This window comes from Micromonospora sp. LA-10, assembly GCF_051853095.1.
GTDB classification, from domain to species: Bacteria; Actinomycetota; Actinomycetes; order Mycobacteriales; family Micromonosporaceae; genus Micromonospora; species Micromonospora echinospora_A.
Window position 1 is genome coordinate 769,930 of the sequence record NZ_CP195710.1, and the last position, 26,231, is coordinate 796,160.

Genomic DNA, 26,231 nt, shown 5'->3' on the forward strand with positions numbered 1-26,231 from the left:
CCTCACCGCAGGAGCCTTTCCGTGAGGTCCATCAACCGCTCGGCGTCATGGGGGTCGAGGGTCGGGAAACCGGGCGGAAGTCGCTTCCCCCGGTCGACGGCGGTCACCGGTGCGGTCGGCGGCGCGTCCAGGAACCGGTGAATCGGCGCCACCGCGTCCGCGACGGACCGGGCGGCGACCGCCGCCGCCACCGCCAGCATTCCCCGGACCACGAACGGGAGCGCGCTGCGGTCACCGCTCCTGGTGAACCCGGGATGGTAGAGCACGTATCGGGCGCGGCTACCGGACCGCTGGGCGAAGCCCACGCCGAGCAGGTCGTTGGCCCTACCGGCCTGCAACTGCGCGGCGATGGCCGAGTAGCCCGTCGTCATCTGCGGATCAGCCCAGCGCACCTCGCCTTTCCTGACACCGACACCCGCGACGTTCACGATCACCGGCGCGGTCGCCCGGTCCAGAGCCGGACGCAGACCGAAACTGAGCAGGTAGCGACTGAGGTAGTAGAGCGCGAACGTGCGCTCCAGTCCCTCCACCGTCACGACACGACGCGGCGTCACAGCATTGGCGAACAGCGCCAACGCGTCCACGACCTGGTGCTCGCCGAGAATGTGCTCGATGATCTGCCGCGTCTCGGCCACGCTGGACAGATCGACGGGAAGGAAGGCGATCAGGCCACCGGCCATCGCCTCGCCGCGTTCACGGTTGCGGCCGAGCACCAGGACCCGGTCGCCACGTTCGGCCCGCCCCAGGGCGAACGCGCGTCCCATCCCGTTCGTACCGCCACTGACCACCACGACGCCCACGACGCCCCCTATCGTTCTGCTCATCGGCCTGCCTCATCGTGGGCAGCAGGGCGGCGGAGGCGAAAGAAGGCACTTTCATGTCCACAGGTAACACCGAGGTGAGTGCCTCGCTGCACGATCATCGGCTGCCGATGCCGGTTCCGGCCGGCGAGTACGACCGCTGTCCGGTCACCGACCTGCTGCGACGGGTGGGCGACAAGTGGACGCTGCTGCTGATCACCTTGCTCGGCCGACGTCCGCACCGGTTCAACGAGTTGCACCGGGCCGTGGAGGGCATCAGCCCGCGCATGCTCACCCGGACTTTGCGGGCGTTGGAGAACGACGGCCTGGTCGAACGTGAGGTGTTTCCGACGTTGCCGCCGAGCGTCGAGTACCGGCTGACGCCACTCGGTGTCAGCCTTCTGGATCCGCTTTCCGCGCTGGCTGACTGGGCGGTCGCTCACCACGCCGAGATCGTCGCGGTACGTCAGCGACCCGCCTGAGACGCCCTGCGCTCATCCGGGCGCACGGGTGCGGAGCTGACGTCCGTCGACCGTCCCCTGCGGCTCCGAGCCCTTCAGCCCGGTCTCCTCGCCCGGGCTCACCTCACCGGTCCGGCGTTTGTCCGCGGGGCTGCGGGCGCCGATCTGGAATGCTTCGGCCATGCCGTCCTTCCCGCCCACCTTCTCCGCCGAGATCGTCGCGCAGCCGATCCAGGCCCAGTTCGAGGCGTTTCTCGACGAGCACCGCGACGCGCTCGACCGTTTCCTGGACGGACTGACCGAGGAACAGGCACGCCGATCGTTGGTGTCCTCCCGGACGACGCTGCTGGGTCTGGTGAAGCACGCGACCTTCGTCGAGAAGGTCTGGTTCGACGAAGCCGTCACCGGTCGGTCGCGAGCCGAGATCGGCATCCCCGAGCGGTCGGAGGACTCGTTCCTCCTCGACGACGGCGACACGATCGCCGGGGTCCGACAGGCCTACCGCGACGCCCGAGCCGCGTCACGCCGGGCGACCTCCACGCGAGGTCTGGACGACATCCTCACCGGCCACCGACGGGGCCCGGTTCCGCTGCGCTGGGTGTATCTCCACGTCCTGCGCGAGCTCGCCCAGCACTGCGGGCACGCGGACATCCTCCGGGAGCAGATCATCGACGGACAGCGGGCGGCGTGACGTGCCGCTCGACGAGTCGGGGCCACGCATCCGCCGGCTGAGCGTGGTGGTCGAGGGCGGCGAACCCGTTGATCGTGTCCTGGCGTAACGCGGTGCCACGGCCTGTGACCTCGCGACTGCCGCAGAGGTGGCCCGGGTCCGGGTCGCCGCAACCCGGCCCGGGCTCTCCGTCTCAGTTCATCGCGAGGTAGAGCCGCTGACCGCCGGGCCGGTAGCCGACACGCTCGTAGACCCGCCACGAGTCCTCGCCGCCGGCCTCCAGCCAGGCGACCTCCGTACTGGCGCCGAACAGCCGCCGGGTCACCTCGGCGGTGATCGCGGACGCCAGTCCCCGGCGGCGGTAGGGCGCGCGGACGGCGATGCCGGCCACCTCGCTGACCGCGCCGGCAGGCGCAGCCGCACCGCCGCCGCCCGCGCAGCCGCCGTCCTCGGTGAGAGCCATGACGGCCACGCCCCCGGCGTCCTGCTGGTGCCGCAGCCGAGCCACGTCGGCCTCGGAGGCGACCGAGTCGTCGCCGAACGCCTCGTTCTGCACGCTGATCAGCGCGGCGCGCAGGGGGTCGGCACCCGGCTCGCACAGGCGGAAACGGTCCGGCACCGGTGGGGACACCAGCGTCGCCGGCACACAGAGCAGGTAGGTGTGCCGGGCCTCCACGACGAAGCCCGCGGCGGTCAGCAGCGCCTCCAGATCGGGAGCGCAACCGGTGACGTACTCCAGACGGGGTGTGCGGTCCGCGGCGCGGAACGCCGCGACCAGCGTGGTGACGTCGGCCGCCGTGACGGCCGCGCCGGGACGCGGCGTCGCGTAGTTGACGTACGGGCTGGTTGTCGTCGGGTCCAGCCCGAGCACGAAGGGCCCCACCTCGACGGGCGCGGGCCGACGGGACAGGTTGACGACGACTGATTGTTGGATGCGGAAATCCATGCTCAACGTGAAACCTCGCTGCATGAGGGGAACTGCGACTGATGGAGGAGACATCGGGCCGCTCCCACCGTGTCGCGGCCGCACGACGGTCGTCCGTCGCGCGCCCGACACTCAGGCGGCCGCTCGGCCTACCCGGATCACAGGCGTCATTCCTTCATGCAGAGTGCCCACGCGAACAGCGGGGTCGACGCCGACTATTCCTCCTCCGCCTCGGACGTGTCAATCGTCGGTCACCGACGAGGACGGGAAGGGCGGCGTCACGCTCCGGTGCCCTCGCCGAGGTCACCGGTGAGCGGGTCGGGGGCACGCATCCGCCACGCGTCGGTGACCAGTTCCGTCAGGCGCTCGACGCCGACGTGCGCAAGCCGCACCATGACCAGGGGTGACCCGTCGTACGCCGGGGTGGTGAAGAAGAGGTCGGGCTCGCCGAGGAGCAACGCCTGCTTCTCCGCCTCGTCTCCCACGTACAGCACGGCGATGTCGGTGCGGATGCGCCGCGGTTTCCCGGGCGTACGCTCCGGATAGGACCAGACGAACCCCTTGCCGGCGACCCGGAAGTCGAAGCCGTCGCTGTCGATCTCGACCACGTGGGGCAGCGACAGCGCCAGCCGGCGGACGTCGTCCGCGTCAACCATGACGGTCACCCCGGCACACCGTCTTCCACACCGGCACAGCCTAGCCACCGCGCCACCCCGCAGTGGGCAGACCGGGACTGCGGCCCCGTGCGCTCGGGAGACATGATGTGGCGGGTGGAACGCGCCGAACGGTACGGCGAGGACCACGTACGACTCGTCGTCTGGTTCGGCAGCTGACGCGTCACCCGTACAGGCGCACGCGGTGGTCGACGTCGCGGTCCGGCGGGCCGAAGGATGCCACCGCGCCGTGTACGACGTGCACCAGCCACTCCTCGTAGTACCAGCTCGGGCTGCACGAGCAGCCGGTGAAGCGGAAGTTGGCCCGGTAGCGGCCGACCTGCCCCGGGGCGAGCGTGAACAGCCGCGACGACGCCGACGGGCGCGGAAAGGCCGCCGGCCCGGGCAGCCGGTCCACGACTATCGACGCCTGGTCATACCCGATCCAGAGCCCGGCCTCGCGGGCCAGCGCGACGCCTGCGGCGCGTACCCCGTCCCGGTGCCGGTAGCCGGCCGCCTGGTCGGCGAGCACGTCGTGGACGACCACCTCGCCCTCCGGCAGCGCCCGGGGCAGCGGCATCGCCCGGACGAGCCCGCGGCGGGCGTTCGCCGCGGGCGCGCCGCGGGCGTCGGCGGTCCACCGGACGCGGACCCGCTGGATGAGGATCACCGCCCAGGTGTACCCGCCGCGCCCGGCACACGCCAGCGGGTATCCGGCGCGCTGTCCGCCTCAGTCCACTCCCCCGCCGCCACCGCCCGAATCAAAGGTCGCGGCGTCGCCGTAGACAGCGTTCTCCGCGATGGCGGCGGAGTGCCGGTCGGGGACGCCTCGGCCGCGCTCGAAGATGTCGCGACCGGGACGCGGTGAGCTACGGCGAATGGATCGCATGGCGGCCCGCGCGGCCGCCGCCTTGTCCGCCGCGGTCTCCGGGCGACGGCGTACGCGCAGACGGATCAGGACTGTGAGGCCCGTGGTGAGCCCGATGCCGGCGAGCAGGAGATACCACCGCATGTCCTCACGGTAGGAGGGGTCCGCACCACCGTCAGTGGCCCGGTCCCGGGCTGATGTCAACGCAAACCGTCGGCGCCCGGCGCAGCAGGCGCGTCGAGGGCCGGGGCCACGACGGTGAACGCCTGGTCGGTCAACTCGGCCAGACGCTGCTCGTCGTCTCCCGCCCGCCACTGCCGCAGCACCGTGTCCAATGCCAGCAGGGCCATCCCGGCGGCCATCCCCGGATAGGGGTCGGCGCCCGGGTCGAGGTCGCGGCGGGCGGCCAGTTCGGCGGCCAGACCGGCGCGCCACTGGATCTGGCGTTCCAGCCAGCGGGCCTGCAGCGCCGGGGTGTCCAGGATCAACCGGACCACGACCCGGGCCCGCTCGGCGTGGTCGGGATGGCCGGCGCAGGAGGCGAGCGGCACCCAGACGGCGTGGCGCAGCGCGACCGACGGTGGCTCGGCGCGTGGCCGCGCGGCGAGTTCGGCGACGACGTCCGCCCCCATGTCGGCCAGGAACCGGACAACCACGTCCTCCTTGGACGCGTAGTAGCGGAAGAAGGTACGCCGCGACATGCCGGCCGCCGCCACGATGTCGTCGATCGTCACCACGTCGAAGCCGCGGTCGGCGAGCAGCATCAGGGCGGCGTCACGCAACTCGTCGGCGACCAGCTGCCGTTTGCGTTCGGCCATGCCGCCGTCCACACGAGATCCCATTCACCGATGCTATGCGATGCCGATGATGACATCTGACGCAATCGTTGACACTCAGTGCCACCGAGCGCACAGTGAGACTCATGGGTGTTGATGGCTGGACAGCGGAGCGGATCCCCGACCTGAGTGGCCGTACCTTCGTCGTCACCGGCGCGACCAGCGGCCTCGGCCTGGCCACCACCCGGGCGCTCGCCGCCCGCGGCGCTCGCGTGGTGCTGGCCGTCCGCGACGAGGAGAAGGGCCGCCGGGCCGCCGCCTCCCAACCCGGCGCGGATCTGGAGGTACGGCGGCTCGATCTGGCCGACCTCGATTCGGTACGCGAGTTCGCCGACCGGATGCACGCCGACCACCGCCGGGTGGACGTGTTGATCAACAACGCCGGCGTGATGGCCACGCCGCACACCCTCAGTCCACAGGGGCACGAACTCCAGTTCGCCACCAATCATCTCGGGCACTTCGCGCTCACCGGGCTCCTGCTCGACCTGCTGCTGGCCGGCCGCGACCCCCGGGTGGTCACCGTCACCTCGGTCAACCACCAGCGCGCGAAACCGCCCTTCGCCGACCCGGCCCGCGAGCGGCGCTACTCCCCGATGGGCTGCTACAACACGTCCAAGCTGGCCAACGCCATGTTCGGCGTCGAGCTGCACCGTCGGCTCAGCGCCGCGGCGAGCCCGCTACGCAGCATCCTCGCCCACCCCGGTTACACCGCCACGAACCTGCAGACCGGCGCCACCACCGGAATGTGGCGAATCCTGCTGGGCCGGATCGGCAACCCGCTGCTCGCCCAGCCGGCCGACCACGGCGCCTGGCCGCAACTGTTCGCCGCCACCGACCCCACGGCGCCGTCGGGCGGTCTCATCGCCCCGGGCGGGCCAGGCGAACTACGCGGCCACCCCGCGCCGGGAAAGCTCTCCCCCGCCGCGGCCGACCCCGAGCACGGCCGCCGCCTGTGGGAGCTGTCCGAACAGGCCACCGGCGTACGGTTCGACTCGCTGCGGTCGCCCGCCTGACCCGACCACGACGATGCTCTGGATCGTCCTGGGCGGCTGTCCTTCCCGTCACGACCCTGGCCGTTCCCGATGGTCAGATGGTGAATCCGCCGTCGACGTTCACAGTCGCGCCGGTGACGTAACGCCCGTCCGGGCCGGCGAGGAACGCCACCGCGGCGGCCACGTCGGCCGGCTGCGCGTAGTGGCCGAGGGCGGTGAACCCGTTGATCGTGTCCGCGTTCGGGCCGTCGGCCGGGTTCAGCTCGGTGTCCGTGGCACCGGGGTTCACCAGGTTCACCGTGATCGCTCGACCGCCGAGTTCGCGCCCGAGCGCCTTGGTCAGACCGATCAGGGCGGTCTTGCTCATCGCGTAGAGCGAGAAGCCCGGGAAGACCGCCCGCTCGGCCACGTTGCTGCCGATGTTGACGATCCGTCCGCCCGCCGGCATGTGGCGCACCGCGGCCTGCGAGGCGACGAACGGCGCCCGGACGTTCACCGCGACTGTCTGCTCGAACTCGTCGAGGCTCAACTGCTCCAGTTGCCCGAGCAGGAACGCGCCCGCGTTGTTGACCAGGAGTCCAACCGGCCCAGCTCACCGGCGGCCCGGTCCACCGCCGCGATCACCGCTGCCGGATCGGCGCTGTCGGCCCGCACGGCGATCGCGCGCCGTCCCACAGCCTTGATCTGCTCCACCACGTCGTCGGCGCGACGCTGATTCTGCTGGAACGTCAGCGCCACATCGGCGCCGTCCTCGGCCAGGCGCAGGGCCACCGCCGCGCCGATGCCACGGCCACCACCGGTGACGAGAGCTACCTTGCCGTCGAGTGCGTTGTTCATGGGAGCAAGCCTGGTCGACGACGGGCCGTCTGTCCGGCGGGGATCGGACGCCGCGTTCGCGTTCGGTCAGCGGCGCACCCGGTAGCGCAGGTGCAGCACCCGCTCGCCCGGAAGGACCACGTCGGGATCCTCCAGCAGGTGCTGCGCGTCGACCGACCCGAAGAAGCGCTTGCCGGACCCGAACACCACGGGTACGACGTCCATCCGTACCTCGTCGACCAGGCCCGCGGCGAGCGCCTGGCCTCCGACGTCACCGGCGGCAATCTCGACGATGCGGTCCCCCGCGAGTTCCTGCGCCCTGGCCACGGCCGCCTCGACGCCGTCGACGAAGTGGAACGGTGCCTCGGGGTTCCAGCCGTCGGGCGCCGGCCGGTGCGTCACGACGACCACGTGGTCGATTCCGCTCGGCGGCGTCCCGTCCCAGCCGTCGGTCAGGTCGAAGACGTGCCGTCCGACGACTGTCACCCCGATCTGGTCCCAGTACGGCCGGACGTAGTCGTGGGACGTCTGCGACACCTTCAGCGCGCCGCTGTCGTCCAGCGGAACGTCACCGCTGGTCAACCAGTCGAACAGCGGGCCGGGTTGGTCGTTGTCGTCCGCGACGAAGCCGTCCACCGACACCGAGCTGTACAGGACCACAGTGCCCACGCCGGTTCTCCTCTGCCTCGGGTGCCCCCAAGCTAGCGTCCCGCGGGCCGCCGTTCTTGTAGGAAATCAATCGGCCGGCAGCGGCCAGCCGTCGATCACGTGGCCGGGGTGTTCGCGCAGGAACCGCCGCCGGACCTCGACGTACCGGGTCGGCGTGAGCCCGGTGAACGCCCGGAACTCGTGGCCGAAGTGGGCCTGGTCGAAGTAGCCCGCGCGACTTGCGAGCTCACCCCAGTCGACCGGCCCGGCGGGGTCGATCGCGAACACGGCGGCGGCGAAGCGGTAGGTGCGGGCCAGCCGCTTCGGCGTGACGCCGACGAGTTCCCTGAACCGCTGCGCCAGATGGGTGCTGCTGACACCGGCCGCCGTCCTCAGGTCACCGATCGGCACCGCGCCGCTGGTCGCCGCGATGACGCCGCTGGTGTGCCGGACCAGCCCCAGGCCGGTGGTCTCGGACAGCCGCCGCATCAGCTCCTCCTCGAGCAGCGTCAGCATCTCGTGCGGCCCGTCCGCCGCGGCCAGCCGGTCGCGCAGCTCGGCGACGGCGGGCCGGCCCCAGACCTGCTCCAGCGTCACCGGGCGGTCGCACAGCTCGGCCGCGGGCATCGGCAGGAACGGCGCGAGGCCCCACGGCTTGACGTGTACGCCGACGGACCGGGTCGGGCGAGGGTAGCCGAACTCGAACGCGCGGGTGGGCGTGGTGATCACGCAGCCGTCGGCGTACCCGGTGGTCTCGATGTCGGTGCCACCGCGGACGCGGAACGGCGCGCCGAGGTTGACGATGAGCAGCGCCGCCGGCATCGGCGGCAGCGTCAACCGGGGGTACGGCGGCGTGCCCGCCAGGTAGTAGAGGTCGTCGATCAGCCCGTCCAGCGGCGGTCGCGGCACTCTGGATACGTACTCCACGTCGACAGCATCGCGGACGCCCCGCCGTCGTCGCCGACGCCCCGCCGGGGCCGGTTCACGAACGGTCGGCACCCCGGGCAGAGCCGATCAACAGCACCGTGTTGTCGGGCCACAGGTAGGACCTGCGGTCATCGGGCGGGGCCGGCCGGAGGAAGACGATCCACACCGTGCGGGGCCACCAGCGGGTCGGCTCCGACCAGGCGCACTGCACTAGCCACTGCCCTCTGTCGGGGCAGCTCCCGGCCTGCTTCCAGCCGTCGAGCTGCCCGGCGACAGCGGACCGGACCTCCTCCCAACCGGTCGCTAACGGCATGGCGTATGTGTCGACCTCCGGATCACCGCGGTCGGTGCGCAGGTCGACGTAGAGCTCGTGCGCCCGGTTGTCGACGACCAGCTCGTAGGCGCCTTCCGGCAGCGTGGTGGACGCTCCCGGCGGCGCCGTCACGGAAACCGGTTCGCCGGCGGCCGTCCAGCGCACCCCGGCCACGGTCGCGGCCGCCGCACCCAGCACGACGACCACCCCGGCGATCGCAAGAGGAACTCGCACGGCCGGAAGTCTACGAACGCGATTCCAGCCGGACGGGCTCAGACGATCCGCCGGAGGCGCGGCCCTCGGGTTTGCCGTTCTGCTGACCGCGAAGTTGCCTTCAGGAGGGCTCGTCCACCGGCCATGCTGGCTCGATGGACTCGCCGAGACGCCGGACCTCCCAGGCGTTGCTCACGAACCTCTACGCGGCCTTCAACAGGCGTGACATCCCCACGCTGCTGGCCGCCATGACGCCGGACGTCTCGTGGCCCAACGGCTGGGAAGGAGGCGTCCTCAGCGGCCGGGACCAGGTGAGTGCCTACTGGCGGCGGCAGTGGGACCAGCTCGAACCCGTCGTCACGCCGACCGCGTTCCGCACGGAGCCGGACGGCCGGATCGCCGTCACCGTTCATCAAGTGGTGCACGACAAAGCTGGTGCGAAGCTCGCCGACCACACCGTGACGCACGTCTACCGCCTCGACGACGGCCTGGTGACAGCGATGGAGATCCGCGAGTGACGCGAGGCGTGGCGATGAGTTTCGATACGGCGCCCGGTCTGCATTCCCGTGCACCCAACCGCTACCACCGGAGGTAGGCGTGAAGCTTCTTCTCACATCCGCGGGCGTCCAGAACCCGAGCATCCAGGATGCCCTCGTCGGCCTGCTGGGCAAGCCGATCGCCGAGTCCAACGCGCTCTGCATCCCCACGGCGGCCTACCCGATGGGCGGCCCGGCCTCGGCCTGGCGCTTCATCACCGGTCAGACGCCGCTACCCATGACCGGGCTGGGCTGGAAGTCGCTGGGCGTCCTCGAACTGACCGCGCTACCGAGCATCGGCGAGGAGCGGTGGGTCCCCTGGGTCCGCGAGGCGGACGTCATCCTCGTGCACGGCGGCGACGCGACGTACCTGTGCCACTGGATGCGGCAGTCCGGGCTGGCGGACCTGCTGCCGTCGCTGCCGGACACCGTCTGGGTGGGGCTGAGCGCGGGGAGCATGGTGCTGACCCCCCGCGTCGGGAAGGACTTCGTCGAGTGGCAGTCCGCGCCCGACGACCGCACGCTGGGGCTCGTCGACTTCTCGATCTTCCCGCACCTGGGTATGGAACCGGACAACACCATGGCGAACGCCGAGAAGTGGGCGGCCGAGATCGCGGGTCCGGCGTACGCGATCGACGACCAGACGGCGATCACGGTGGTCGACGGCACTGTCGAGGTCGTCTCCGAGGGGCAGTGGAGGCGGTTCCCCGCATAGCGGTAGCTACCCGAGCAGCGCCGCCGCCGCGGCCACAGTGACCAGCGACAGCGTCGTGGTCACCACCACCGACCGGTTGGCCACCGTCTCACCGACGCCGTACTCCTGGGCGAAGATGAACGTGTTCTGCGCCGTCGGCAGGCCCGCGCACACCACCACCGCGAACACCTGCGGCGCGGACAGGCCCAGGGCCAGCCCGGCCGCGTACGCGATGACCGGCTGTGCGACCAGCTTCAGCGCGGTGATCACGGCGAGCGCGGCGGGCGCGGCCGGCTCGGCAGGCGACGGCCCCGTGCGGCGCAGCGACGCGCCGAGCGCGACCAGCGCGGCCGGAACCGCGGCGCCCGCCAGCAGGGTCAGCGGCGCGACGGCCGCCGACGGCAGACGCACGCCCTCAGCCGAGCAGGCGACACCGAGCAGCGACGCCAGGATCACCGGATTGCGTACGGGCAGAGAAGCGATCCGGCGCACCCGCACCCGCCCGTCCGGGTCGCTGTGCCGGTCGAGGGCGACAACGATCACCGGCGCCACCACCAGCACCTGAAGCAGCACCACCGCCGCCAGGAACGACACGTCGCCGAGAACCTGCGTCGCGATCGGGATGCCCAGGTTCGCCGAGTTCACGTACCCGGCGGCCATGCCCCAGATCGGCCGCTCGCCGGGCTCGCTACCGAACAGCCGGCTCGCGCCCACCCACCCGACCGCGACCACAGCGACGGTGCTCACCCCGAAGGCGAGCAACGAACGGCCGGCGAACCCGGACAGCGGCATCCGGGCCAGGGCCAGGAACAGAGCGGCCGGCATCGCGAGCTGGAACACGAACCGGCCGAGCACCGACGCCGCCGCCTCGCCCAGCAGGCCCCAGCGACAGGCCGCGTAGCCGACCGCGGTGAGGACCCAGATCGGTACGAACGCCGACGCCATGCTCATCGCGGTCAGCCTCGCATCCCGTCCGGACCGGGCGAGCACGACGCCCCCACCGTCCGATCAGGACGCGATTACGATGCGGTGATGGTCGACACGCGCCACGGACAACAACCCGACTGGACGCGGGTCTTCGTCAGCTACTGCCAGTACGACGTGTCCACCGTGCCGTGGGAAACCGGCATGCCCATCTACACGGTCGGCGACAAACTCTTGCACCCCGGCGGCCCCTCCCAGTTCACCGGCTTCTGCGGCATCCACACCGGCTGGATCGAGATGCGCGCGCGTGTCCTGCCCGGCCCACCGGCGGACGTCGAGGACGGGTGGGACTTTGTCAGCGAGGCGACCCTCTGGAGCCCCACCGGCCTGCTGTCGGTCGTCGGCCTGATGGGCGGTCCTCCGGATGCGCTCACCGACGTCGCCGTCCCCCGCGGGCTGATCCGGGTGCGGGCGCACGCCCGCAACCGGTTGCACGAGTCGGTACGCACCGACGACGACCCGCCCGAGCGGCATGAGCTGCACATCTGGGCGGTCACCGAGGCGACACGTTGGCACACCGTGCTGGCTGGCCCGGATGATCGCGGTTGGGAGCAGCGGGAGCAGAATCCGGCCGGGGCCGCCGAGTGGGCTCTGCTGTCCCTGGTCCCGCGTCCGTCCGCCCGCCCGGCGATGCTGCCACCGTCGGCCGACCCGCACGAGGACGACGCCGACCTGGACCGGGTGACGGTGGTGCGTCACCGGCCCACGCCGGTCGAGGTCCCGGCGACTGTGGTGCCGGCCGGTGACCTGGCGATCCGGCTGGAACGAATCGACGACGAGACCCTGCGTTGGACGTGGACGACCGCGGATGAGCCGATGTTCCCTGAACCGCTCGTCACGCTGCCGGACGGCCGGCCGAGCACGGTCCGGCTGATCTCCGGCCTGGGCGGCTTCACCCTGCGGCACGAGGGAGTGCTCGGCCGGCACGCCTTCGCTCTCGGCGCGATCTGGGACCATCTGCTCGACCACCCCGGGTCGTACCCGTGGGTCGGGACACTCCGCCGGCAGGCCGCCGAGGCGACCGAGAAGCACCGCCGCCTCCAGGCCCGGCGCGACGCGCAGTGGCGGGGTGGGCGCTGAGCCGTTTGATCGCCCGTCGAGAGCCCGCTCGTCCCACACCTCTTGATCAGATGTCGAGACGCCGTGGCCCTGGGCCGACCTCGTGGGCGACGGTGTACGTGGGAACGCCACTCATACGCGCTTCGGCCTTGCCGGACAGGCCCTCCAGGGCCTGAGAGATGGCGGCCATTCGACCCGCGGTGTCCGAGGTTTCCACGAAATTGCGGTAGTCCGCCTCGCTGGCCCACCGCACGATCGTGTAGACCCGGGTGCCGTCGGTGCTCAGGTAGAAGCGGGCCGACTGGTAGCCGGGGTAGAAGCGCACCCAGCGCTCCTGGATCTCGGCGAAGGCCGCTACCAGCTCCTGTTGGGTGCCGGGTCCGTCAACCGTGTAGTCGATGATCGAGTGGAAGCTGACGTCGACGCTCACGTACGCACTCCTCATCACGCAGGGGCAGGTCGCCGCCATCCTGCAACCTCAACCGGAGTTGACATCAAGAGGCAGATCGGTTCACTGACCTGCCGCCGTAGAGGGCTACGAAGACCCGGTCCCGCAGGATCTCGTACTGCCGGCGGCACCGTTCCGGTGGGCCCGGCGGGCGTTGCTGAGCCTGGCCGCCGACAACGACTTCCGGTGGGTGGAACTGGTCAGCCGTCAGGTCCACCTCGCGGCCGTCGGCCAGCCGGTTCCAGTAGTGGTGGCCGACCTTGGCGTCTCCGGCGCGGACCTCGCCGAGGATCAGCTCCCCGCCGAGCAGGTCCTGGATGATCAGCGCGGTCACCCCGCACTGGCCACGTGCCGCGTTGCCGGCGTGCCAATCCTCCACGTCGTGCGGGTCGCAGGTGTCCGCTCCCCAGCTCGCGCGCAGCACCGGCCGCAGCATCTCCAGGTCGATCGCGAGCGGGACTGATCGCCGGTCGTGCTCCTCATACGTCACCCGGGAAGGGTCGGCCCTCGACCGGGTCGAGAGTCAAGGGGTACCGCCACGCGCCTAGGATGGTCCCGGTGACCTTCCCCGAACGGCGACCCGCCGACGTCCCGACCCGCGAAGAACGGGTCGACGAAGCCCTGCGGCTGCTCTCCGGCCCGCCGGTCGCGCTCGACGTCGCCGTCAAGCGGCTCGCCCGTGGCAGCGGCGTCTACGCCTGGTGGGCCCCGCCCTCGGTCCTCCCCGACCTTCCCGGGCCGCCGAACGACAGCGACCCGTCGCGGCGGATGCTCTATCTCGGGCGAGCCACCAGCCTGCGGGGCCGGATCCTGCGCAACCACCTGCGACGCTCGGGCAGCTCGACGCTGCGCCGCACGCTGGCCGGGCTCCTCGTGTCCGAGAATTACCGGACGACCTGGACCGACCGGGTCGTCCTGGTCCCCGAGGACGAGGCGCGGCTGACCGCGTGGATGCACACGCACCTGCGCCTGACCTGGGCGGAGGACCCCGAGCCGACCGAGATCGAGGCCGAACTCGTCCGGCGTCTGCACCCGCCGCTCAACGTCCACGGCGTCGACCCCGAGCACATCCAGGCGGCAGTGGTAGCCGCCAAGAACTCGTACAACGTCAGCAGCGGCCCGGTCGAGCCCTGACGCCCGGCACACTGCTGGTGGAGGTCGAGCCTCACGCCGTCAGTGCGGCTTCCAGGTCCCGGCGGGTGAGGGCTGCGCGGAGGTGCAGCCCTTCGGCCGCCAGGTTCTCGCGGCCGCCCTGCTCGCGGTCGATGGCGCAGACCACCGTCTCGACCTGCGCGCCGACGGACCGCAGGTGTCCGCACGACGCCAGCAGCGCGCCTCCCGTGGTCACGACGTCCTCGATCACGACGACCCGCAGACCGCTCACCGGCCCGCCCTCGGCCACCTTCGCGGTGCCGTAATCCTTGGCCTGCTTGCGCACGAAGACCGTCGGCAGCCCGGTCAGCTGCGACATCACCGTGGCGAGCGGAATGCCACCCATCTCCATCCCCGCCAGCACGTCGCACTCCGGCAGCAGAGCCACCATCGCCTCGGCGACGTCGCGCAGCAGATCCGGCTTCCCCTCGAACAGGTACTTGTCGAAGTACTCGTCGCTGACCTGCCCCGACCGGAGACGGAACTCTCCGGTGAGATGGCAGGTGTCGTAGACGCGGCGCGCGAGCAGGTGAGTCACCGGCCCAGTCTCGCACCCGTCACCCGATCCGCCGGATGCGTACCCTCGGGCGCTCGTTGCGCAGGTGCCCCAGCTTGTGCTGGCGGACCTGCTCCTCCCACACCTCCTGGTCGTACTCCGGATCCGGCGCCGTCCACCGGTGCGACCCGTCGCTGTAGTGGAACTTCTCGTCGCCGGCCCGCAACACGCTCACCGCAGCCACCCCAGGAACCGCCGATGCAACGTCCCCGCCGGCGCCCAACTCAGATCCGCCGTCGCCCGCACCAACTGCGCCCCCAGGTACACCGCCAGCGACACCGGCGCGCCCTCGTACTCCGCAAGCAACTCCCGCCGCCGCGTCGCGCACGGCCACGGCGCACCGCATCCACCGCACGTCCAGACCGGCAGCACCGGCCCGTGGGTGCTCACCCGCGCACCCCCAGGAAGCGGGCGACGCTCGCGCGCGCCTGCCGGCTCGTCGCCCACGCGACCTGCCAGCAGGGGTACGGAGTCAGCCGCGCCCACCACAGCCGGCAACCCACGCACATCCCGTCCAGACCCCGTACGTGCACCGCCAGGATCGCCTGTTCCGCAGTCGTCACTGGTCCTCCTGCGACGGCCAGTGACCGCGATTGATCGGTACGCGGTGGCGGTTCCGGCACGGAAGGTCCGCACCGCAGCGGCACACCCACCGCCACTTCCGCCACGACCAGGCCGGGCGATGCCGACGTGCGAGCGTCGACGCGACAGCGAGGAGGTAGCCCTCGTACGGCAGGCGCCGCGCGGCGGGTGTGACGCCGTCGGCGTCCCGGCGCGGCGCTTGGGTCGCTGCCGACTCGCCGGGCGCTGCCTGCGAGTGATCCGATTCAGCCAGCGCGAGGATCCGCCGCTTCGCCGCCTCCCACTCGGCCGTCTGCGCCTCCTGGCCCGTTCGGTGCCAGCCGTTCCGACCGCCCATCACCACCTCCGTCCGCTCCGGCGCGACGGATCACTTCACAAGGGAGTGCGACGTCGCGCCCAGCAGGATGAGGCGTCTCCTCACCGAAATCGGACACTAGGGCCGCATGGTGATGGAGAAATTACCGCTGGTTATGCCGCCAGGCTTATGCCCAGCCGCCCGGCGAGCAGGCGCAACTCGTTCGGCACGGCGCGGCGCTTGGCTCGCTGCGCCATCGCGACGACCGCGTCCTGGGCGAGCGGGTTGAGGGAGAAAGGCACCGGCGCGGCCTGCTCCGCGCGCACGAACGCCGCGATCGCCTCGTTGTCCCGGCGACCGGAATCGGCCAGCGCCCGCCCGAGGTCGAGCCAGTACGACATCTGCCGGATCGACGCCGCCAACACCTGCGGCCGTACCGTGCGGGACAGTTCGATCACCCGGCCGGGCTCGCCGGACTCGGCGGCGATGGACATCTCCCACAGCGTCACGTTCGTCGGCCCGAACCCGCAGCCGTTGAATCCCATGCCGTCCGCCGGGTCGCCGAGGGTCGCCGCTTCCCGGGCAGCCTCGGTCAGATGGTCGCGCGCGACGTCCGGGCGCCCGCTGACTGTCGAGGCGAGAGCCGCCGACAGGTGCAACTGGCCGAGCATCTGCCGGACCCGCTCGTCCGAGGCGGCGGACTGAAGTTCCGCGAGAGACCGGTCAGCCGCCCGCGCGGCGAGCGGAGCCGACTCGATCGGCAGGCTCTGCGCGTACGCGAAACGGGTCGCGCCCAGCCATGCCGCCTCCTCGACGTCCTCGGCCGCCGCGACCGCGACCCGCGCCGCGTTCAACGCCAAGTGGCGGTACCCGAGGTGCCGCAGGCAGGCCGATGCCTGGTACGCCACCTGAGCGAGCGCGGGTCCGCCCGCCGCAGCAGCCTCCAGCAGCAGGCCGGGCAGCATCTGGGCCATGGCCGGGAAGTTCGAGCGGTGGCGAAGCTGCTCACTGCGCGCGATACCCGCCGCCAGTTCTTCCCGGGTGAGGCTCGACGGCCGCCGCTCGCCGTCCTCGATCTCGATCAGCGCCGACCAGATCGCCGGCACGCACTCCGCCGCACGCTCACGCGCCGGATCACCCGTCTCGGTGCCCTGACCGAGCAGGTCCGCAACAGTGATCTGCAACGCGGCGGCGACGGCGACCAGGGTAGACCGTCTGTCGATCGTCTTGCGGCCGGACTCGACCTGGGAAATGTAGGACTGGCTGACTCCGGCGAGCCCGGCGAGGACGGCCTGGCTCATCCCGCCACGGCGCATCCGCCAGTAGCGGATCCGGGCGCCGATCGTGTCGGCCTTGCTCGCCATGTCTCGCCTGCCTCCCAGGACGAGGGCTGGGACTGCGGCACCGGCCGGTGAGCCGGCATGCCCACGCGTCAGTGTACGTGGATCGGTGCTCTTGTACTGACGTCGAGGCGGTTCCTACCTGCCGATCCCCCGCGCTCTGTGGTCGACTGGATGAGCTGACCGGAGGTGCCGCCGACATGCCAACGCCGCCCGCCTACTTGGCTATCGCCGCCGACCTACGCGCCGCGATCCTGTCCGGAGAGCTGCCCGCTGGGGCCAAGTTGCCGTCCGAGTCCGGCCTGATGCGCCAGTACGACGTGAGCCGGACCGTCGCCAAGTGGGCCATTGCCGTACTGAAGGGCGAAGGCATCGTGGAGGGTCGCGCCGGATCCGGCGTGTACGTCCGGGACACCACCCGGCTGGTCCGTCACGCCCGAGGCCGAGACGTCCGCTTTGGCGACGGCCCGACGTCCCCGTTCGCGCGCGACGCGGCCGGCGCCGGGCAGCAGGGCACCTGGAAGCACGACAGCCGACATGAGCGAGCCGATGAGCGGATTGCCGCCCGGCTCGGCATCGAGCCGGGAGCGCCGGTGATGCGGACGTCGTACCGTTTCCTCGCCGACGGCGAACCGATACAGCTCTCCGTGTCGCACGAACCACTTGCCCTCACCAAGGGCACTCCGATCGAGTGGCCCGAGGACAGAGAAATCAAGGGCGTCGTCGCCCGCATGGACGCCATCGGCGTACGGGTCCACGAGGTCGTGGAACGCGTCAGCCTTCGATCAGCGACGGCCGACGAGGTCGAGGCGCTCCACCTGCCGGCCCGCACGTTCGTGCACACCATCGAGCGGACCTACACGGCGGGCGGTACGCCGGTGGAGACGGCCGACATCGTGCTGCCCGGCGGTCGATACGACCTCGTCTACCGTCTCCCCATCGACTGACGAGGGCGGGAACCATTCGGCGAAGGCTTCGCCACCGAAGCGCAGGGCCATGGGGTGGCTGTGGCGGCCTGCACCGACAGGCTCGCACCGGTCCCTGCGACACCACCGCGGACCCACTGCTTGCGTCCCAGCGCAGACAGGGATGCTGACAGGTGCCTCATGCAGTGACGGTTACGGCATGAGGCCTGGCATCGGAGATCGGGTGTCCTCGGCTGCGGCCGACAGGATCTGGTCCGTAAGACGCACCGTCTTCACCGTCTCCGGATGCTCCTCCCCGAGCACCTCGATCCGCCTGGTCAACGTCTCCCGACAAAGAGCCAGCGCCTCATCGGCGCGACCGACAGCAAGCAGGCCAGCCGCCACGTCATGGGCCGAGAGCAGCGTATGGGGGTGATCGTCGCCGAGTACCCTCCGCCGACGCACGTAGGTCTCCTGGTTGAGGATCAAGCTTTCCTCGTGCAGACCGAGGGCCCGAAGATCCAGAGCAAGATTGTGCGCGGTTCCCAGCGTCTCCAGGTGCTCATCACCGAAAATCCGCGTCTTCCGCTTCAGGGTGTCCTCGTGCAGGGCACGAGCCTCTCGTGGCTTTCCGAGCTCCCGGAGATTGGATGCGACGTGATCCGCTGCGTTGAGCGTCGACAAATGATCATTTCCGAAGACCTGACTGCTCCGCTTGTACACCTCGACGGCCACGTCCTGACTCTCCGCGTACCGCGCCTGCCGCCACAACGCACTACCCAGGGTGTGGGCGGCGGAGAGAGTCTGCGGATCATTGGGGCCGAGGGAGACCCGCCAGTGCTCGTAGAAGGTGGCAGCGAGCTCGCGGCTGCGTTCCAGTTCGCCACGCTCGTTCAGATACCAAGCCAGCCTATAAGCCGCAGATCGCAGAGCTCTTGATGGAGTATCGACGAGGTCGCTCGCCAGTAAATGTGGCATCAGCCGGTCCCAGAGTTCCCAGGAAGAAGTGCTCCTGGTGTCGGCCGGGCACAGGTTCGCAAGAGCCTCGTCGGCCCACCGACGAATCTCTGGGCGGCGTTCCGCGTCGATACTTCCGCTGATCACCAGTTGCACGAGCCGGTGAAGCAGAATCGACTTCTCATCTACCCGGGCCACGCCGTAGCGCGAGATCCACCCGAGCGTCCGGCGCATCCCCAGCGTCGTCTGCAACTGCCCTGCCAGCGGCTCGGCCAGGACAGTGCTGATCTCTGGAGAAAACAACTCCACCGGGATCGGCTCGGCCGCCATCATCGAGCAAATCTCAAGAAGCTGAACGGCTGCCGGGCAGTCTCCCTCCATCCGCCGAAGAGCGGTCACCACCACCTGAGTCAGCGGCGTGGGGTACGTCGGCAGGCGCCCGTTCTCCAGCAGCTCTCTCCCGTTGCGATCCAGTTCCTTGAGGTACTCCGCTGCCGACATACCTGTTTCGTTCATGAGAGAGCACGCCTGTGCGACCGCCAAGGGCAGATCTTCCAGGCGGCCGGCGATGTCGTTCGCCTCACCGCTGCTCAACGTGGGCGAGAGACGTCTCATGAGGGCCACCGATTCAGCTCGAGAGAACGGGTTCACGGCAACCGGACCGCCGACCATCTCCCAGGCAGGATTCCGGGAGGTGACGATGACGTGGCCCGGCCCCTGAGGCACCCACTGCGCCAGCGAGACCGGATCCTCGGCGTTGTCGAAGATCAGCAGCCATCGATCGGTGCGTGCCAACTGGAGGCTCACCTCACGGAGCGCAGACGGGATGTCGGCCGCCGCCTTCATCCACCCGGCCTCGACGCCCAACGACGCCATCTGGCCACCGATCATCGAGGGCGTCTCCGCGTCGATCCACCAGATGAAGTCGTAGCTTCCCATGCGACGGTAGGCGTATTCGATACTCAACGTGGTTTTTCCGACACCGCCGATTCCATGCAGCACCTGCACGACCGCCGACGTCCGCCTCTCCAGGCCGTTCTCAAAAGCGGCGAGTTGAGCGTCTCGCCCGACGAAAGAGCGGTTGCGCGGCGGGAGGTTGTTGACAACTTCGCGACGTCCACTCGAAGGAGCGGATCTCGCGGCAGGCTTCTGGTCCCCCGAATTGCTGGCCCAGGCAGCCAGCGCCGCACCGATGACCGGGCATACGAGTGCGGCTACCGTTGCTGATGTCTGCACGTCCAAATCAGCCCACACCTGGCACACGAGCCAGGTCGCTGCCACCAGCATTGCGCTGGCACCGGTAGCTACTAGCCACCGCGCGATTCCTCTCAACCGTTACCCCGCCTTCAATGAGCGCGTCAACGGCGATCCGTGGATCTTAGACTTTACACCTTGTCGATGGATGCGCCGAGCGGATCCTCGCCTGTGGACACCGAGACAGGCGAAAGCCCAATGCCTTCGATTGCTCCCCTCGCACGGCCCGACACGGCGCTGGTCGGCGTTGGCGCCGCCGGTCGGAGCCTTGGGCAGAGCAGTCAGCCGAGGGATTCGGCCCACTGCCACGGCGATCTGACCGGCCAGTTTCCGAGGGCGTACCCGTCGACGGGTGACCTCCCTGCCAACCAGAGAGACCTGGAACCGCTAAGAGACTTCATCACCCGCACTCACCCGGACGACGCCCGCCCGCGGGTCACGTTCAACTACCCCGCCTACAGGGTCGGCGAGATCCCATACCGGCATCGCGGCGACTCGTTCTTACACATCCGGATCTGCCGATGTGCGTGCGTCCGATCTTCGACTAGGTGGAGTGCGGCTCTGTCTAGGCACCGCAGCTTACTTCTGGCCGTCGGGACACTGGTCGTTGACGTTGATAGGACGTTCGAAGAACGACTCCAGTACGACGATGGTCTGAGTGCTGGTAACTCCGTCGATCGCGAAGAGGCGCCTCAGCACGGCTTGCAGGTCTTCGGTGGTAGCGGTGCGGATCTTCACCAGCACGCTCGCCGCGCCGGCAATGATGTGCGCCTCCTGAATCTCGGGTAGGGCCGCGAGCGCGTCACGGATGGCCGTGTCGCCCATCCACGCATTAGCGCCAAGCATCACGAAGGCGAGCACGCCACGGCCGACGGCGGCGGGGTCGACGTCGACGGTGGTGCGGCGGATGACGCCTCGCTCGCGCAGCTTGCGCACGCGTTCGTGCGCCGAGCCTGCGGACAGGCCGACCGACTCACCCAAGGCGGTGTAGGACTGGGTCGCGTCGCGCTGCAGCTGAGTCAACAGGGCGCGATCAGTACCGTCAACCATCAGGTTCCCATCGTGATCTGGAAGGCGAACGGGTTGACCGTACCAGGTTCGGCAATCATGCTCTTCCTCAGAACACCATTCCGGATGGAGGGCCGCGTGTCTGACAATTTCCCTGCCGAGTTCCGGCTGTTGGATGAGAGGTTCCGGTACCTCGACGGTGACTTCGTCTTGGAAGTCCTGCACGGCGGCGCCCGCAAGACGGAAGGCCCGGCATACTTCGCGGCCGGCCGCTATCTGGTGTGGAGCGACATTCCCAACGATCGGCTGCTGCGCTGGGACGAGACCACCGGCACGGTCGGCGTGTTCCGCCAGCCCTCGGGCTACGCCAACGGCAACACCATTGACCGGCAGGGCCGGCTGATCACCTGCGAACAGGGAAACCGGCGGGTGACCCGCACCGAGCACGACAGCACTGTCACCGTGCTGGTAGACCGCTACGACGGCAAGCAGCTCAACAGCCCCAATGACGTCGTCGTACGGGCCGACGGCACGATCTGGTTCACCGACCCGATCTACGGCATCAACAGCGACTACGAAGGAAACAAGGCCGAGCCCGAGTTCGGTGGCTTGTGCTACGTGTTCCGGCTTGACCCCGCCACCGGGGACCTGCGTGTGGTCGCCGACGACTTCTGTCGCCCCAACGGGCTTGCCTTCTCGCCGGACGAACAGCAGCTGTTCATCGCCGACACCCGCCAGGAACCCAGCCACATCCGTGTCTTCGAGGTAACCGCCGACGGGGCCCTCAGCGGCGGCAAGATCTTCGCCGAGTGTGACAACGGGCGCTTCGACGGCCTGCGCATCGACGACACCGGCCGGCTGTGGGCCGCGGCGCGGGACGGCGTGCACTGCTTCGACCCCGACGGCACCCTCATCGGGAAGTTGCTCCTGCCCGAACCGGTCGCCAATCTCACCTTCGGCGGACCGAAACGCAACCAGCTGTTCATCACCGCCGGGCGCTCCGTGTACACGCTGCGGGTCACCTTCAATGGCGCCCGCTACCCTCGCCCCGCCGACAGCGAAGGGCGGTGAGCGCTGGAGCAGTACAGCGTTGAGCATCCGGGTGATCCCACGCCGGTGGCCGAGTTCTTCGGAGAGGAGCCACCTTCCGGACACCCGGAGGTGCTTTGGCGGGATCTGATCCGCGGCCTGCGCAACGAGGACCTGATCCTCTGCTTCGAGAGCCTGGAGTTCTGGTCCAGCAGCGCCACGCTCACTGACAAGGGCAGAGCAGATCTGGAGTCGCGTCAGCCGTAGAGATGTCCGGAGACTGGCCTACTCGTCGAGGTAGCGGACCTCATCGTCGTACGCGTCACTGGTTTCTTTCGTCTTCTCCAGCAGCTCAGCAGGAGGCTCTTCGCCGCGAGCGAGATAGGCCGCTACGAGGTCGATCCACGACCCAACGATAGCGCTAATTGAAGGAACGTCCTCACATGCCGCGATCAGCGCGGCATGCTCCCCGAACGATCGGGCGTGCCGGCGACTTCTGAACCTGCCGAAGACCTGGCTCCGGTTCGGGCCGGAGGCCCTACCGTCCCTCATTCCGACGGCCGATTCAGCTACCGGCTGCCCGGCTTGGTCTGAAACCAGAGGATCGCGGTCGCGGCGAAGAACAGCAACACGAAGAACACGCATGGGCACAGCAGGAGCAACGTCATTCCTGCCACGGCGCACAGCCTAGGCTCGTTTCACCCCGGGTGGCCGCGCCCGCGGCTGAAAGGGGCGACCATGTCTCGTACGGACAAAGACGGTCCACAGTCCCCGCGAACCGGCCTGCGATTGCTGGCCGAGGGCGGAGGCCCACCGCGTTGGTTCGTCCACGCGGTCTGGACCAGCAGGGAGCGTCAGGCCGCGAGAGCCGCATGCCGTAGCGCTGCGAAGGAACATCGCGGTAACGGGATGGTCGACACCGTCCCGACGACCAGGCATCACCGACAGGGTGCTCAGTGGCTCTGGTGGTGACGGCAGGGCCGGCTTAGCCCGACACACAGCTCAGAACCAGCTTTCGCGCATGTCCAGCGTCGTCCGGTCCAGCCCTTCCAGCAGGTCGAACTGCGCCCCCACCTTCGGCAACTCCCACCGGTAGAAGTACCGCGCCGCCTGCCTCTTCCCCGCCAGGAACTCCCCCTCGGCCCCGTCCGGCGACCCCAGCGCCTCCACCGCCAGCACCTGCTCCAGCCACATCCACGCGATCACCACGTGCCCGACCGCCTCCAGGTACACCGAGGCGTTCGCCAGCGCCAGCTCCGGATCGCCCGGCGCCCACAACCGCCGCGTCACCACGGCGATCCGATCCACCGCGGCGGCGAGCTGTCCGGCCAGCTCGGAGGCGAACCCGTCGGCCTTCCACGCCCGGCTGACGGTGCCGCGAATCGTCTCCAGCAGCAGTTCCAGCGCGGCGCCGTCGCGCATGGTGACCTTGCGGCCGAGCAGGTCCAGCGCCTGGATGCCGTGGGTGCCCTCGTGGATGGCGTTGAGCCGGTTGTCGCGCCAGTGCTGTTCGACGTCGTAGTCGCGGGTGTAGCCGTACCCGCCGTGCACCTGGATGGCCAGGTCGTTGGCGGCCAGGCACCACTGCGCCGGCCAGCTCTTGGTGATCGGGGTGAGCAGGTCCAGCAGCAGCTGCGCCCGTTCCCGGTCGGCCTCGGCGGGCGCGGTCTTCTGCTCGTCCAACAGCCGTCCGCAGTAGAGCACCAGCGCGAGCGCGCCCTCCACGTAGCTCTTCTGGGCCAGCAGCATCCGGCGTACGTCGGGGTGGGCCACGATGGGCACCTGCGGCGTGGTGGGGTCCTTGTCGGCGACCGGGCGGCCCTGCGGGCGCTGCCGGGCGTACGCGACGGACTTCAGGTACGCGGTGTACCCGAGTGCTGTGGCGCCGGCCCCGATGCCGATGCGCGCCTCGTTCATCATGTGGAACATCACCGCGAGCCCCTGGTGGGGCTGCCCCACCAGGTAGCCGACCGCCCCGGCCCGCCCGTACGGCCGGTGCACGCCCTCGCCGAAGTTCAGCAACGTGTTCGTGGTGCCCCGGTAGCCGAGCTTGTGGTTGAGCCCGACCAGCACCACGTCGTTGCGCGGCCCGAGGTTGCCGTCGTCGTCGAGCAGCAGCTTCGGCACGATGAACAGCGACAGGCCCTTCACGCCGGGCGGCGCGCCGGGGATGCGGGCGAGCACCAGGTGGACGATGTTCTCGGCCAGCTCGTGGTCGCCGCCGGAGATCCACATCTTGGTGCCGACGATCCGGTACGTGCCGTCGTCCTGCGGCTCGGCCCGCGTGGTGAGGTCGGTCAGGGAGCTGCCGGCCTGCGGCTCGGACAGGCACATGGTGCCGAAGAACCGCCCCTCGACCATCGGGCGTACCCAGGTGTCGATCTGCTCGGCGCTGCCGTGGGCGAGCAGCAGGTTGGCGTTGCCGAGGGTGAGCATCGGGTACGCCGACGTGCCCACGTTGGCGGCCTGGAACCAGGCGAACGCGGCGGCGGCCACGGCGTGCGGCAGTTGCAGGCCGCCGACCGACTCGTCCATGGTGGCGGCGAGCAGCCCGGTCTCGGCGAACGCCTCCAGGGCGGCTTTCACCTGCGGGATGGTCCGTACGCGCTGCCCGTCGAACGTGGGCTCACCGGTGTCGGCGGCCCGGTTGTGCGGGGCGAACCGTTCGGCGGCCACCTGGGCGGCGAGGTCGAGCACCGCGTCGACGGTCTCCCGGGTGTGCTCGGCGTAGCGGGGGCGCTCGGTCAGCCGGGTCACGTCCAGCCAGTCGTGCAGCAGGAACGCGAGGTCACGGCGGGACAGCAGCAGATCGGACGAGGACAACGTGGACTCCTTCCGGTCAGCCGCGGCGCAACCCGGCGACGGCCTCCCGCAGGTCATCCTGACCGATCGGAGCCGGCGGCGCACCCTCCGCCGCCTCCCGGAGTGCCTTGGCGAGTTGCACCCGCCGCAGCACCTCGCGGAGGTCCGCGCCGGTCAGCCCGGCCGTGTCGGCCGCGAGCGCGGCCGGGTCGAGGTCGTCGGCGAACATCCGGAAGCCCGGCCGCTCGTGCCGGTCGATCAGCTCGCGGACCATCTTGGCGAGGATCTCCGCGCGTCCGGCGTCGTCCGGCGCCGGAATGGCGATCTTCAGGTCGAAGCGGCCGGAGCGGATCAGCGAGGCGTCGACGCGCTGCGGGAAGTTCGTGGTGGCCACCACGATGACGTCGGGGTTCTCCTCGAACAGCGTGTTCATCTCCTGCTTGAAGATGCCCGCGACGGCGTTGACGGCCTGGCTGGCCGCGTCCCCGCCGGCGCCGGCGTAGCTGATGATCGAGTCGAACTCGTCGAACAGCATCACGGTGGGCCGCCGGTAGCGGCGCGCCTCCCGGAAGATCCGCTTGATGTTGCGTTCGGAGCCGCCGAGGTACTTGTCCAGGATCTCCGGGGTGCGGATCTCCACGAAGTCCGCGCCGATCTCGTTCGCCAGCGCGCGGGCCAGCATGGTCTTGCCGGTGCCCGGCGGCCCGTACATCAGGATGCCCTGGGGCCGGCGCGCGCCCCACCGGGCCATCGCCGCGGGGTGCCGGAACGACACCGCCACCTCGCGGAACCGCGCGACCACGTCGGACAGTCCGCCGACCTGGTCGAGGGTCACCGCCGCGCTGGGCGGCCCGGCCGCCGTCACCGGTCGCCGCCCCACGAGGTACGTCCGTCCGCGCAGCACGGTCGGCTCGTCGCTGTCGCCGGACAACTCGCGTACGGCCTGGAACAGCAGGCCCAGCATCGCCCGCAGGTGCGCCGCATCCACCTCGGCGCTTGGTACGTCGGCGTGGATGCGTACCGTGCCGTTGTCCTGGTCGACGCGCGGCCGCAGCCCCGCTTCCCGGGCCGCGCGCAGCACCTCCCGGCCGGCCTCGTCGCCGGGCGGCGCGGCGAGCGTGGCGACCGGTCGCGGCCAGATCCGCCGTCCGGCCTCCGCGGCCATCCGGCCCACCGTGGCGGCCGGGCCGTCGCCGCCGCGGGCGGCCAGCCGTTCGGCGAGCAGCACGCCGACCGGCCCGGCCAGACCGAGGGCCAGCAGGCCCGCCGGGGTGCTCTCCACCCGCAGGTACGCCTCGAAGCGGTGCGCCGGCTGCCCGTCGGCGGTGCCGGCGCGTACGGTGCAGCGCACCTCCCGCACCGGGGCCGGGAAGTCGCCGTCGACCAGCAACTCCACCGGCCCGTCGACGGCGGCGGCGAGCAGCCCGGCCGCGTCGGCGATACGCACCTCGGCGCCGAGCAGCGGCACCGTCTCCTCGTCCGGCCGTACCTCGGTCATCGGCAGCCCT

32 protein-coding genes and 1 pseudogene are annotated in these 26,231 nt (G+C 70.3%); 10 read left to right on the forward strand and 23 right to left on the reverse strand.

Going from position 1 to position 26,231, the window contains the following annotated elements:
- Positions 1-2 precede the first annotated feature (2 nt).
- A complete protein-coding gene (locus tag ACSDG8_RS03725) occupies positions 3-824 on the reverse strand; it encodes an SDR family NAD(P)-dependent oxidoreductase (protein WP_439427655.1) in 822 nt (273 codons plus the stop codon).
- Positions 825-838: 14 nt separating this feature from the next.
- Here ACSDG8_RS03725 and ACSDG8_RS03730 point away from each other — a divergent pair, with 14 nt between their 5' ends.
- Entirely contained in the window at positions 839-1,282 is a 444-nt protein-coding gene (locus ACSDG8_RS03730) for a winged helix-turn-helix transcriptional regulator (protein WP_439427656.1), read from the forward strand.
- 12 nt (positions 1,283-1,294) lie between these two features.
- Here the strand turns inward: ACSDG8_RS03730 and ACSDG8_RS03735 are convergent, their stop codons facing one another.
- On the reverse strand, positions 1,295-1,444 hold the full coding sequence (locus ACSDG8_RS03735) for a hypothetical protein (protein ID WP_439427657.1): 150 nt from the start codon (positions 1,442-1,444) through the stop codon (positions 1,295-1,297).
- Here ACSDG8_RS03735 and ACSDG8_RS03740 point away from each other — a divergent pair.
- The gene (locus ACSDG8_RS03740; protein ID WP_439427658.1) at positions 1,443-1,952 is read left to right on the forward strand and encodes a DinB family protein; all 510 of its coding nucleotides are present in this window, start codon (positions 1,443-1,445) and stop codon (positions 1,950-1,952) included. The two genes, ACSDG8_RS03735 and ACSDG8_RS03740, sit on opposite strands and share 2 nt — an antisense overlap.
- 172 nt (positions 1,953-2,124) lie before the next feature.
- Here the strand turns inward: ACSDG8_RS03740 and ACSDG8_RS03745 are convergent, their stop codons facing one another.
- The 5 genes from ACSDG8_RS03745 to ACSDG8_RS03765 all read right to left on the reverse strand — a co-directional run bounded on the left by ACSDG8_RS03745 (position 2,125) and on the right by ACSDG8_RS03765 (position 5,219).
- Positions 2,125-2,877: a GNAT family N-acetyltransferase gene (locus tag ACSDG8_RS03745; RefSeq protein WP_439427659.1), complete on the reverse strand. Its 753-nt coding sequence runs from the start codon at positions 2,875-2,877 to the stop codon at positions 2,125-2,127.
- Positions 2,878-3,134: 257 nt separating this feature from the next.
- A complete protein-coding gene (locus ACSDG8_RS03750; RefSeq protein ID WP_439427660.1) occupies positions 3,135-3,512 on the reverse strand; it encodes an MmcQ/YjbR family DNA-binding protein in 378 nt (125 codons plus the stop codon).
- 181 nt (positions 3,513-3,693) lie between these two features.
- Entirely contained in the window at positions 3,694-4,179 is a 486-nt protein-coding gene (locus tag ACSDG8_RS03755) for a hypothetical protein (protein ID WP_307856157.1), read from the reverse strand.
- A 60-nt stretch (positions 4,180-4,239) separates the two neighbouring features.
- The gene (locus ACSDG8_RS03760) at positions 4,240-4,521 is read right to left on the reverse strand and encodes a hypothetical protein (protein WP_210942664.1); all 282 of its coding nucleotides are present in this window, start codon (positions 4,519-4,521) and stop codon (positions 4,240-4,242) included.
- 56 nt (positions 4,522-4,577) lie between these two features.
- Complete coding sequence (locus ACSDG8_RS03765) at positions 4,578-5,219, reverse strand: acyl-CoA-like ligand-binding transcription factor (protein ID WP_210891147.1); 642 nt, start codon at positions 5,217-5,219, stop codon at positions 4,578-4,580.
- An 80-nt stretch (positions 5,220-5,299) separates the two neighbouring features.
- On the opposite strand from ACSDG8_RS03765, the gene ACSDG8_RS03770 reads away from it, so the two are divergent.
- On the forward strand, positions 5,300-6,226 hold the full coding sequence (locus tag ACSDG8_RS03770) for an oxidoreductase (RefSeq protein ID WP_210942665.1): 927 nt from the start codon (positions 5,300-5,302) through the stop codon (positions 6,224-6,226).
- A gap of 73 nt (positions 6,227-6,299) precedes the next feature.
- Here the strand turns inward: ACSDG8_RS03770 and ACSDG8_RS03775 are convergent.
- The 4 genes and pseudogenes from ACSDG8_RS03775 to ACSDG8_RS03790 form a co-directional block, all read right to left on the reverse strand.
- Positions 6,300-7,042: pseudogene (locus tag ACSDG8_RS03775) on the reverse strand (SDR family NAD(P)-dependent oxidoreductase).
- Between the two features lie 66 nt (positions 7,043-7,108).
- Positions 7,109-7,690, reverse strand: coding sequence for a dihydrofolate reductase family protein (locus ACSDG8_RS03780; RefSeq protein ID WP_210942666.1), 582 nt, complete (start codon positions 7,688-7,690; stop codon positions 7,109-7,111).
- Positions 7,691-7,756: 66 nt separating this feature from the next.
- A complete protein-coding gene (locus tag ACSDG8_RS03785; protein ID WP_210891614.1) occupies positions 7,757-8,578 on the reverse strand; it encodes an AraC family transcriptional regulator in 822 nt (273 codons plus the stop codon).
- A gap of 73 nt (positions 8,579-8,651) precedes the next feature.
- Positions 8,652-9,143 (reverse strand): hypothetical protein, encoded by a 492-nt coding sequence (locus ACSDG8_RS03790; protein WP_210891139.1) that lies wholly within the window; start codon positions 9,141-9,143, stop codon positions 8,652-8,654.
- Positions 9,144-9,277: 134 nt separating this feature from the next.
- Here ACSDG8_RS03790 and ACSDG8_RS03795 point away from each other — a divergent pair, with 134 nt between their 5' ends.
- A complete protein-coding gene (locus ACSDG8_RS03795) occupies positions 9,278-9,640 on the forward strand; it encodes a nuclear transport factor 2 family protein (RefSeq protein WP_210891137.1) in 363 nt (120 codons plus the stop codon).
- 79 nt (positions 9,641-9,719) lie between these two features.
- On the forward strand, positions 9,720-10,373 hold the full coding sequence (locus ACSDG8_RS03800) for a Type 1 glutamine amidotransferase-like domain-containing protein (RefSeq protein WP_210891135.1): 654 nt from the start codon (positions 9,720-9,722) through the stop codon (positions 10,371-10,373).
- A 6-nt stretch (positions 10,374-10,379) separates the two neighbouring features.
- Here ACSDG8_RS03800 and ACSDG8_RS03805 read toward each other — a convergent pair whose 3' ends face one another.
- Entirely contained in the window at positions 10,380-11,303 is a 924-nt protein-coding gene (locus ACSDG8_RS03805) for an AEC family transporter (protein ID WP_210891133.1), read from the reverse strand.
- Positions 11,304-11,384: 81 nt separating this feature from the next.
- Between ACSDG8_RS03805 and ACSDG8_RS03810 the strand changes: the two genes are divergently transcribed.
- Positions 11,385-12,416 (forward strand): hypothetical protein, encoded by a 1,032-nt coding sequence (locus ACSDG8_RS03810; protein WP_210891131.1) that lies wholly within the window; start codon positions 11,385-11,387, stop codon positions 12,414-12,416.
- Positions 12,417-12,462: 46 nt separating this feature from the next.
- On the opposite strand, the gene ACSDG8_RS03815 is transcribed toward ACSDG8_RS03810, so the two are convergent.
- On the reverse strand, positions 12,463-12,825 hold the full coding sequence (locus tag ACSDG8_RS03815) for an antibiotic biosynthesis monooxygenase (RefSeq protein ID WP_210942667.1): 363 nt from the start codon (positions 12,823-12,825) through the stop codon (positions 12,463-12,465).
- 64 nt (positions 12,826-12,889) lie between these two features.
- Positions 12,890-13,333 carry a YunG family protein gene (locus ACSDG8_RS03820; RefSeq protein ID WP_307856158.1) on the reverse strand — a complete coding sequence of 148 codons (444 nt, stop codon included), beginning with the start codon at positions 13,331-13,333 and terminating at the stop codon, positions 12,890-12,892.
- A 59-nt stretch (positions 13,334-13,392) separates the two neighbouring features.
- Between ACSDG8_RS03820 and ACSDG8_RS03825 the strand changes: the two genes are divergently transcribed.
- A complete protein-coding gene (locus tag ACSDG8_RS03825) occupies positions 13,393-13,977 on the forward strand; it encodes a GIY-YIG nuclease family protein (RefSeq protein WP_210891127.1) in 585 nt (194 codons plus the stop codon).
- A 31-nt stretch (positions 13,978-14,008) separates the two neighbouring features.
- Here ACSDG8_RS03825 and pyrE read toward each other — a convergent pair whose 3' ends face one another.
- The 5 genes from pyrE to ACSDG8_RS03850 form a co-directional block, all read right to left on the reverse strand.
- Entirely contained in the window at positions 14,009-14,533 is a 525-nt protein-coding gene (gene pyrE / locus ACSDG8_RS03830; RefSeq protein WP_210891125.1) for an orotate phosphoribosyltransferase, read from the reverse strand.
- 19 nt (positions 14,534-14,552) lie between these two features.
- Positions 14,553-14,726, reverse strand: a complete 174-nt coding sequence (locus ACSDG8_RS03835; RefSeq protein WP_166456489.1) for a hypothetical protein — start codon at positions 14,724-14,726, stop codon at positions 14,553-14,555.
- Positions 14,723-14,941 (reverse strand): hypothetical protein, encoded by a 219-nt coding sequence (locus ACSDG8_RS03840; protein ID WP_013477111.1) that lies wholly within the window; start codon positions 14,939-14,941, stop codon positions 14,723-14,725. Before ACSDG8_RS03840 ends, ACSDG8_RS03835 begins: the two co-directional genes overlap by 4 nt.
- Entirely contained in the window at positions 14,938-15,378 is a 441-nt protein-coding gene (locus tag ACSDG8_RS03845) for a hypothetical protein (protein WP_374223505.1), read from the reverse strand. Before ACSDG8_RS03845 ends, ACSDG8_RS03840 begins: the two co-directional genes overlap by 4 nt.
- 223 nt (positions 15,379-15,601) lie before the next feature.
- Positions 15,602-16,792 carry a helix-turn-helix domain-containing protein gene (locus ACSDG8_RS03850; protein ID WP_210891123.1) on the reverse strand — a complete coding sequence of 397 codons (1,191 nt, stop codon included), beginning with the start codon at positions 16,790-16,792 and terminating at the stop codon, positions 15,602-15,604.
- Between the two features lie 176 nt (positions 16,793-16,968).
- Between ACSDG8_RS03850 and ACSDG8_RS03855 the strand changes: the two genes are divergently transcribed.
- Positions 16,969-17,715, forward strand: coding sequence for a GntR family transcriptional regulator (locus ACSDG8_RS03855; RefSeq protein ID WP_210891121.1), 747 nt, complete (start codon positions 16,969-16,971; stop codon positions 17,713-17,715).
- A 171-nt stretch (positions 17,716-17,886) separates the two neighbouring features.
- Here ACSDG8_RS03855 and fxsT read toward each other — a convergent pair whose 3' ends face one another.
- Both fxsT and ACSDG8_RS03865 read right to left on the reverse strand, forming a co-directional pair.
- A complete protein-coding gene (gene fxsT, locus ACSDG8_RS03860; RefSeq protein WP_210891119.1) occupies positions 17,887-19,911 on the reverse strand; it encodes an FxSxx-COOH system tetratricopeptide repeat protein in 2,025 nt (674 codons plus the stop codon).
- Positions 19,912-20,463: 552 nt separating this feature from the next.
- The gene (locus ACSDG8_RS03865; RefSeq protein ID WP_210891118.1) at positions 20,464-20,934 is read right to left on the reverse strand and encodes an Lrp/AsnC family transcriptional regulator; all 471 of its coding nucleotides are present in this window, start codon (positions 20,932-20,934) and stop codon (positions 20,464-20,466) included.
- A gap of 96 nt (positions 20,935-21,030) precedes the next feature.
- Here ACSDG8_RS03865 and ACSDG8_RS03870 point away from each other — a divergent pair, with 96 nt between their 5' ends.
- Complete coding sequence (locus tag ACSDG8_RS03870; RefSeq protein WP_210891610.1) at positions 21,031-21,963, forward strand: SMP-30/gluconolactonase/LRE family protein; 933 nt, start codon at positions 21,031-21,033, stop codon at positions 21,961-21,963.
- Between the two features lie 90 nt (positions 21,964-22,053).
- Complete coding sequence (locus ACSDG8_RS03875) at positions 22,054-22,188, forward strand: hypothetical protein (RefSeq protein ID WP_256440755.1); 135 nt, start codon at positions 22,054-22,056, stop codon at positions 22,186-22,188.
- A gap of 735 nt (positions 22,189-22,923) precedes the next feature.
- Here ACSDG8_RS03875 and ACSDG8_RS03880 read toward each other — a convergent pair.
- Positions 22,924-24,744, reverse strand: a complete 1,821-nt coding sequence (locus tag ACSDG8_RS03880; RefSeq protein WP_210891116.1) for an acyl-CoA dehydrogenase — start codon at positions 24,742-24,744, stop codon at positions 22,924-22,926.
- Between the two features lie 16 nt (positions 24,745-24,760).
- A complete protein-coding gene (locus tag ACSDG8_RS03885; protein ID WP_210891114.1) occupies positions 24,761-26,221 on the reverse strand; it encodes an ATP-binding protein in 1,461 nt (486 codons plus the stop codon).
- Between the last annotated feature and the right edge of the window lie 10 nt (positions 26,222-26,231).